The sequence below is a fragment of the Methylibium sp. genome (assembly GCF_013817365.1).
In the GTDB taxonomy this organism is placed as follows: domain Bacteria; phylum Pseudomonadota; class Gammaproteobacteria; order Burkholderiales; family Burkholderiaceae_C; genus Methylibium.
Genome location: NZ_JACDCU010000331.1, coordinates 1 through 4674, shown reverse-complemented (window position 1 = coordinate 4674; position 4674 = coordinate 1). Strand labels below are relative to the sequence as shown.

Below are 4674 nucleotides of genomic sequence, written 5' to 3'. Positions count from 1 at the left end.
TGATCGATCCCGACACACTCCAGTCGGTGCAGACCCTGAGCGGTTTCAGCTACCCCGAAGGCGTGGCCTCGGTAGGCGACCGGGTGATGGTCGTCAACTGGATGGACGAAAATGTGGCGGTCCTCGAGGCCGCCACCGGCAAGCCGCTCTACACCGTGGCCACCGGCAGCAACCCGCGCGGCTTCGGCGCTTTCATCGGCGAAGCGCGTGCGCGCTGATCCGCCTTGCTTCTTATCCCCCGAACGACAGGAGACTTTCGAATGCACTCACGGTGGCTCGCCCTCGCGGCGCTGACCTTCGCGACCAGCGTGACGCTGGCCCACGGCCCGACCCGCCAGAAGGTGGTCGAGAAGGTCACCATCGACGCGCCGGCCGATCAGGTGTGGGCGCAGATCAAGGACTTCGACGCGCTCGCCAAGTGGCACCCGGCGGTGAAGGCCAGCCCGGCCGACAAGGGCAATGCCGAAGGCTCCGTGCGCACGCTCGAACTCAAGGGCGGCGGCAGTCTGGTCGAGAGCCTGGAGAAGTACAACGATGCCGGAAAGACCTACAGCTACCGTGCCACGGACGGCGGCGCGCTGCCGGTGACGAACTACACCTCGAACATCACGGTGAGCCCGGCCGAAGATGCCTCCAAATCGGTCGTGCAGTGGCGCGGTGCTTTCTACCGCGGCTACCCCAACAACGATCCGCCACCGGACCAGAACGACGAGGCGGCGCTGAAGGCGGTCACGGACGTGTACCAGGCGGGTTTGGCGAATCTGAAGAAGCTGATCGAGAAGAAGTAGGTAAAACAGCTGCGGCTGATGGCCGTGCCTCGATTCAACAGAACGGCGGTCCTTGGCCGCCGTTTTTCGCGGTGATCGCCCGTCTCGTCGCAGGCTCTCAAAACACCAGCCGACTCAACCCGTAGAACACCGCTGCAATCAACGCTGACGCCGGGATCGTGAAGATCCACGCCCACACGATCCGCCCGGCCAAGCCCCAGCGCACCGCGGAGAGCCGCCGCGTCGAACCCACGCCGACGATGGCGCCGGTGATGGTGTGCGTGGTGGAGACGGGAATGCCCAGGCCGGTGGCGAGAAACAGCGTGATCGCCCCGCCGGTTTCGGCGCAGAAACCACCCACGGGCTTCAACTTGGTGATCCTCTGCCCCATCGTCTTCACGATGCGCCAGCCGCCGAACAGGGTGCCGAGAGCGATGGCGATGTAGCAGCTCCAGATCACCCACAGCGGCGGCAAGGGGTCGCTCGCGGCCGCGTAGCCGGAGGCGATGAGCAGCATCCAGATGATGCCGATGGTCTTTTGCGCGTCGTTGCCGCCGTGGCCCAGGCTGTACATGGCAGCCGAGACGAGCTGTCCGCGGCGGAACAGCCGGTCGATGCGCAGCGGCGTGGTGCCGCGAAACACATGCGCCACCGCCACCATCAGCAGCGAGCCGAGCAGAAAGCCGAGTACCGGCGAAACGAGGATGAAGGCCATCGTCTTCGACACGCCGCCGGTGATCAGCGCGCCCGGCCCCGCCTTGGCCATCACTGCGCCGACGATGCCGCCGATCAGCGCGTGCGAGCTCGACGACGGGATGCCGTACCACCAGGTGATCACGTTCCACGCGATGGCGCCGACCAGCGCGCCGAACACCACGTTGGCGTCCACCACGCCGGGCTCCACGATGCCCTTGCCGATGGTTGCCGCCACCGAGAGCTGAAAGACGAACAGCGCGACGAAGTTGAAGAAGGCGGCGAAGAGCACCGCGTGCTGCGGCTTGAGCACGCCGGTGGAAACGACCGTGGCGATGGAGTTGGCCGCGTCGTGGAAACCGTTCATGAAGTCGAAGGCGATGGCCAGGACCACCAGCATCGCCACGAGCCACAGGCTGAGCTGCGCCGATTCCATCGGCAGGCGGCTCAGGAGTTCTCGAGGACGATGCCCTCGATCAGATTGGCCACGTCCTCGCAGCGGTCGGTGATCGACTCGAGCATCTCGTAGATCGCCTTGAGCTTGATCAGCTCGCGCACGTCGGGCTCGTTGCGAAACAGCTTGCTCATCGCCGAGCGCATGACGCGGTCGGCGTCGCTCTCGAGGTGATCGATCTCCTCGCAGATCTTGAGGGCTCCCTCGGCCGCGCTCGCTTCGCTGATGCGCCCGAGCAGCGACACGGCGTGCTGCACCCTCTCGCAGCAGCGCGCGCTGAGCTGGCCCAGCCGCAGTGCCTCCTCGGGGATGTGGTGTACGTCGTAGAGGTTGAGGGTCTCGGTGGTGTCCTGCAGCAGGTCGAGCACGTCGTCCATCGCGTTGATGAGGCCGTGGATCTGCTCGCGGTCGAGCGGCGTGATGAAGGTCTTGTGCAGCAGCCGGTTGACCTCGGCGGTGACCTTGTCGGCCTTGTGCTCGGCCGCGATCACTGCGGCCGCATGGCGCTCGCGCTCGGGCACGTCGGCGTAGTTCTCGATCATCGCCATGAAGGCGCGCGCGCCCTCGACGATGTGATCGCCGTGCTGATTGAACAGCTCGAAGAAATTGCCTTCCCGCGGCAGCAGCTTGCCGAACATCGTGGACTCTTCCGGATGCAAGGGCGGCGCCGAGGGGCTCGCCAAGCGGCGGATTGTCACATCACCGTCACGAAGCCCGGCAGTCCTTTCGGACGGAGCCGGTTCTGCTCAACCCCGCTGCACTGGAGTCGGCAACCGATCCGGGCGGTCCGGCGGGTCGTAGAACTCGAACGGCCCTTCAAATGTCTCGATGCGCGCGATGAGGCGCGCGAAGTCGGCGCTGTCTTCGTCGGGGTGAAACGCCTCGGTGTTGACGGCCAGCACCGGCGCACCCCGGTGGTGGGCGAAATAGCGGTGGTAGGCCGCGCCGAGCGCCTGCAGGTAGTCCTCGTCGAGGCTGCGTTCCATGGCCAGGCCGCGACGGCGCACGCGAGCCAGCAGGGTGTCGGGCTCGGCCTGCAACCAGATCACCAGGTCGGGCTCGCTGGCCTGCGCGCTGTGCCGGCGGTAGATCTGGCGGTACAGCGCCAGGTCTTCGTCGCCGAGCGTGAGCATCGCGAAGATGGCGTCTTTGGCAAACATGAAGTCGCTGACCACGCCGCGCTCGAACATGCCGGGCTGACCGATCTCCTTGAGCTGTTCCACGCGCTGGAACAGGAAGCTGAGCTGGGTCTGCAGGGCGAGCGGATTGCCGCGCACCGCGCCGAGCGCGCCCATGTGCTCGTAGAAGCGCTCCAGGTAGGGGTTCTCGGCGGGCTTTTCCAGCACCAGCCGGGCGCCCCAGTGTTCGGCAAGGGCGGCGGCAAGCGTGGTCTTGCCCACCCCGATCGGGCCTTCGACGACCACGTGGCGCAGCCGCAGTTTCGCGTCGCCCTTCATGCCGAACGGAACATGAAATAGACCGCGCCCACCAGACACAGCCCCGCCCACAGGTAATCCAGCTTGAGCGGCTCGCGCAGGTAGAACACCGCGAAGGGCAGGAACACGCACAGCGTGATGACCTCTTGCATGACCTTGAGCTGCCCCACGCTGAACTGCTGCACGCCGATGCGGTTGGCCGGCACCATGAGCAGGTACTCGAAGAGGGCAATACCCCAGCTCACCAGCGCGGCCACGTACCAGGCCCGGTGGTTCAGGGTCTTGAGGTGGCCGTACCAAGCGAAGGTCATGAAGACGTTCGACAAGGTCAACAACGCGATGGTCTGCAGGGGGATCGGCAGGGCGGAGGTCATCGAGGGCTCTCTCGGGGCCGGGCGCGGAGTCGGGATTATCCGGGGCCGCAGCGCCGGCATGGCGCCCGGTGCGCCTGATTCGCGGGGTGGGCGGCCTTACTTGGCAGCGACCTACGTTGGCCCGTGATCCGTCCAGTCCTGTGAAGCGGCGCCCGAACATCGCTCGATGCCCTGCTGCGCCACGGTCGGCAGCAGGGCGCCGACAGCGCCGTGGCCCGGCACCTCGAGCGCCGGCGCGATCTCGGCCAGTGGCTGCAGCACGAAGGCGCGCAGGTGCAGGCGCGGATGCGGCAGGGTGAGCGTCGGCGTGTCCTGCACCGCGTCGCCGTGCAGCAGCAAGTCCAGATCGAGCGTGCGCGGCGCGTTGCGATAGGGCCGCTCGCGCCCATGCGCCGCTTCGATCGCCTGCAGCGCGGCCAACAGCTCATCGGGGGAAAGCCGGGTGTCGAGCGCGACCACGGCATTGAGGTAGTCCGGGCCGCTCGAATCGATCGGCGCGGTGCGGTAGAGCGAGGAACAGACCACCAGACGGCTGCCGGATAGCGTGGCCAGCGCATCCCTCGCGGCGCGCAGCACGTCGCGTGCATCGCCCAGATTGGCACCCAGGCCGATGTAGGCGCGCTGGGCCGATGCGAGGGCGGCTTGCTCAGTCATTCCGTATTCACCCACAGTCAGTGTGATGGGCGTGATGCGGCATGCGGCCTGCCTCCGAGGTCACGCAATGAGCCCACCCCAAGTGGCGTGGCAGGCTCTAGCTTTCGCCGTGCGTGTCGGCGGGCGCGCCGGCCGCCTCACCGGCGGAGCCACCGCCAGGCTTGCGGCGACGCCGGCGCCGCTTCTTCGCAGCAGGCACATCCCCCGCCTCGTCGCCGGCTTCGTCCGCGCTTTCGGGAGAAGAACCCTCGGACGCCCGCGGCGCTGCGCGGCCGGCGCCCGTCACACGGCGCGGT

General features: G+C 67.2%; 7 protein-coding genes and 1 pseudogene. 2 read left to right on the top strand and 6 right to left on the bottom strand.

Features of this window, described 5'->3' with window-relative positions; all coding sequences use genetic code 11:
• Both H0W38_RS16960 and H0W38_RS16955 read left to right on the top strand, forming a co-directional pair.
• The coding region (locus H0W38_RS16960) for a YncE family protein (protein ID WP_367162291.1) at window positions 1-218 on the top strand (218 nt) is incomplete at its 5' end.
• 42 nt (window positions 219-260) lie between these two features.
• A complete protein-coding gene (locus H0W38_RS16955) occupies window positions 261-788 on the top strand; it encodes an SRPBCC family protein (protein ID WP_292456224.1) in 528 nt (175 codons plus the stop codon).
• Window positions 789-885: 97 nt separating this feature from the next.
• Here H0W38_RS16955 and H0W38_RS16950 read toward each other — a convergent pair whose 3' ends face one another.
• From H0W38_RS16950 to H0W38_RS16925, 6 genes and pseudogenes are all read right to left on the bottom strand, one after another.
• Entirely contained in the window at window positions 886-1896 is a 1011-nt protein-coding gene (locus H0W38_RS16950) for an inorganic phosphate transporter (protein ID WP_292456222.1), read from the bottom strand.
• 11 nt (window positions 1897-1907) lie between these two features.
• Window positions 1908-2552, bottom strand: a complete 645-nt coding sequence (locus H0W38_RS16945) for a DUF47 domain-containing protein (RefSeq protein WP_292456220.1) — start codon at window positions 2550-2552, stop codon at window positions 1908-1910.
• A gap of 108 nt (window positions 2553-2660) precedes the next feature.
• Window positions 2661-3371 (bottom strand): deoxynucleoside kinase, encoded by a 711-nt coding sequence (locus tag H0W38_RS16940; RefSeq protein WP_292456218.1) that lies wholly within the window; start codon window positions 3369-3371, stop codon window positions 2661-2663.
• The gene (locus H0W38_RS16935; RefSeq protein WP_292456215.1) at window positions 3368-3724 is read right to left on the bottom strand and encodes a DMT family protein; all 357 of its coding nucleotides are present in this window, start codon (window positions 3722-3724) and stop codon (window positions 3368-3370) included. Before H0W38_RS16935 ends, H0W38_RS16940 begins: the two co-directional genes overlap by 4 nt.
• A gap of 111 nt (window positions 3725-3835) precedes the next feature.
• Complete coding sequence (gene folK / locus H0W38_RS16930) at window positions 3836-4378, bottom strand: 2-amino-4-hydroxy-6-hydroxymethyldihydropteridine diphosphokinase (protein WP_292456213.1); 543 nt, start codon at window positions 4376-4378, stop codon at window positions 3836-3838.
• Window positions 4379-4475: 97 nt separating this feature from the next.
• A pseudogene (locus H0W38_RS16925) lies at window positions 4476-4674 on the bottom strand (polynucleotide adenylyltransferase PcnB); the annotation flags it as partial.

Coding starts and splice junctions, on each gene's coding strand:
- H0W38_RS16950 (WP_292456222.1), bottom strand. CDS start 1,896: ATGGAATCGGCGCAGCTCAGCCTGTGGCTCGTGGCGATGCTGGTGGTC.
- H0W38_RS16945 (WP_292456220.1), bottom strand. CDS start 2,552: ATGTTCGGCAAGCTGCTGCCGCGGGAAGGCAATTTCTTCGAGCTGTTC.
- H0W38_RS16935 (WP_292456215.1), bottom strand. CDS start 3,724: ATGACCTCCGCCCTGCCGATCCCCCTGCAGACCATCGCGTTGTTGACC.
- folK (WP_292456213.1), bottom strand. CDS start 4,378: ATGACTGAGCAAGCCGCCCTCGCATCGGCCCAGCGCGCCTACATCGGC.
- H0W38_RS16955 (WP_292456224.1), top strand. CDS start 261: ATGCACTCACGGTGGCTCGCCCTCGCGGCGCTGACCTTCGCGACCAGC.
- H0W38_RS16940 (WP_292456218.1), bottom strand. CDS start 3,371: ATGAAGGGCGACGCGAAACTGCGGCTGCGCCACGTGGTCGTCGAAGGC.